This window comes from Maribellus luteus, from assembly GCF_003576475.1.
GTDB lineage: Bacteria > Bacteroidota > Bacteroidia > Bacteroidales > Prolixibacteraceae > Draconibacterium > Draconibacterium luteum.
The window spans coordinates 1-501 of sequence record NZ_QWGR01000350.1; the positions used below are offsets into that span (position 1 = coordinate 1).

General features: G+C 56.1%; 1 protein-coding gene. It reads left to right on the top strand.

Translation table 11 applies throughout. The features are described 5' to 3' along the window. Positions 1-67: 67 nt before the first annotated feature. A partial coding sequence (locus D1614_RS29180; RefSeq protein WP_497006698.1) for an LLM class flavin-dependent oxidoreductase occupies positions 68-501 on the top strand: 434 nt, incomplete at its 3' end.

Consider the following 501-nt stretch of genomic DNA (forward strand, 5'->3'; position numbering starts at 1 on the left):
GTTTCAGATATAGCGCTGCTAAGCTGAGGGGCTCGGCCTAGGCTGGCGGGAAACGAATATGAACATCATGTGGTTTCTCCCGACTCAGGGAGACGGACACTATCTCGGCACTGCTATCGGAGGCCGTGAAACTACTTTCTCATACATTAAGCAGATAGCTATCGCAGTGGATGAGTTGGGCTATTCAGGAGTGCTGATCCCAACTGGCCTGTTTTGCGAAGATCCATGGACCGTTGCGGCAGCAGTCGCTCCCCTTACGAACAGGCTTCGGTTTCTCGTAGCGGTTCGTCCCGGCATAATGCAACCGACTGTCGCGGCTAGAATGGCAGCCACAGTCGACCGCATTTCGGGGGGCCGGCTCGACGTCAATGTCGTATCTGGAGGGAGCCCGCCCGAACTTGCTGCTGACGGCGTTTTTGCCACGCACGACGAGCGATACCAACTGACCGGAGAATTCATCGATATTTGGTGCCGTCTGCTCGCGGGTGAGACGGTCACAAT